Here is an 843-nt window from a genome sequence, read left to right as displayed (position 1 = left end):
ATCCCCCAAACCTAAATTGACCTGCTTAAGAATGACCTGTTTAGACTGCGATAGAGAACTGAGTTATCTGGCCCATCGAGACTCCATGGATACCCTTGGCGTTGAACTTTGTGAGCAACACAAGTTGCGCATTGAAAAACTGCGTAAACTGAACAACACTCCCCTTGAAGCCATCCAGCTTTACTATGCCCTGAAGGACGCTGGTATCAGCCCTATGCTTGAATGGTGGGATGGGAAAAAGTCCATCGATATTGCCATTTCCCGGGTTAAGCTCAATATTGAAGTGGATACGGAATACCAGATGATGACCCATGAACAAGCTATGAACAACCTGGAGGAAGCCATGCACTCCTTCCAGAACGGTTTTACTACTGTAAGGATCCCTCATACATTGATCCGTCATTATCTCACTGAAACCGTAACCAGTATTCTTGGCATTATAGAAGGCCTCAGAGCAAACATTAAAGTAGTCTAGGACTACCTGATTAAAATTGTAATTATGGAATCCAGCAGCTATTATACAGAACAGTCTTATAAACTAAGTAAGCTCATTCTTTTTCTGCTCACTTTTGCCGCAGTGGCCATAATGGTGACCAGCAACGCTGCTTTGTCTCGCTATCTTTTTGGGCTTCCGGTTGTAATTTCCGGGATACTCGGAATCGTGGGCACCTATATCCTTTACAAAGGCCGTCGAGAACCCTTTAATGAAAAGAAGGTTATCGCTGTTGTTGTAAATGCAGCCATGGTTATTCTTATCGTTACCATTTTGGTTTCAAATACACTCTACCGGTTATAGATTAGTAAAGGCCCGCAGGTAACTTCCAAACCCCTGTCACCTCTTTT

The 843-nt window shown here is 43.4% G+C and carries 2 protein-coding genes; both read left to right on the top strand.

All coding sequences use genetic code 11. The annotated features are described in order from the left end of the window. Nucleotides 1–31: 31 nt before the first annotated feature. Nucleotides 32–475, top strand: a complete 444-nt coding sequence (locus AC4E7D_RS12860) for a hypothetical protein (protein ID WP_490174191.1) — start codon at nt 32–34, stop codon at nt 473–475. Nucleotides 476–499: 24 nt separating this feature from the next. After that, nucleotides 500–796 (top strand): hypothetical protein, encoded by a 297-nt coding sequence (locus tag AC4E7D_RS12855; protein WP_490174190.1) that lies wholly within the window; start codon nt 500–502, stop codon nt 794–796. The last annotated feature ends 47 nt before the right edge of the window (nt 797–843 follow it).

It is taken from the genome of Lentiprolixibacter sp., assembly GCF_982873095.1.
Note: the sequence above shows the minus strand (reverse complement) of the source record. Positions and strands in the feature narration are given on the sequence as shown.

Bases quoted from the DNA above. Each gene is read 5' to 3' on its own strand.
- AC4E7D_RS12860 (WP_490174191.1), top strand. From the start codon at position 32: ATGACCTGTTTAGACTGCGATAGAGAACTGAGTTATCTGGCCCATCGA.
- AC4E7D_RS12855 (WP_490174190.1), top strand. From the start codon at position 500: ATGGAATCCAGCAGCTATTATACAGAACAGTCTTATAAACTAAGTAAG.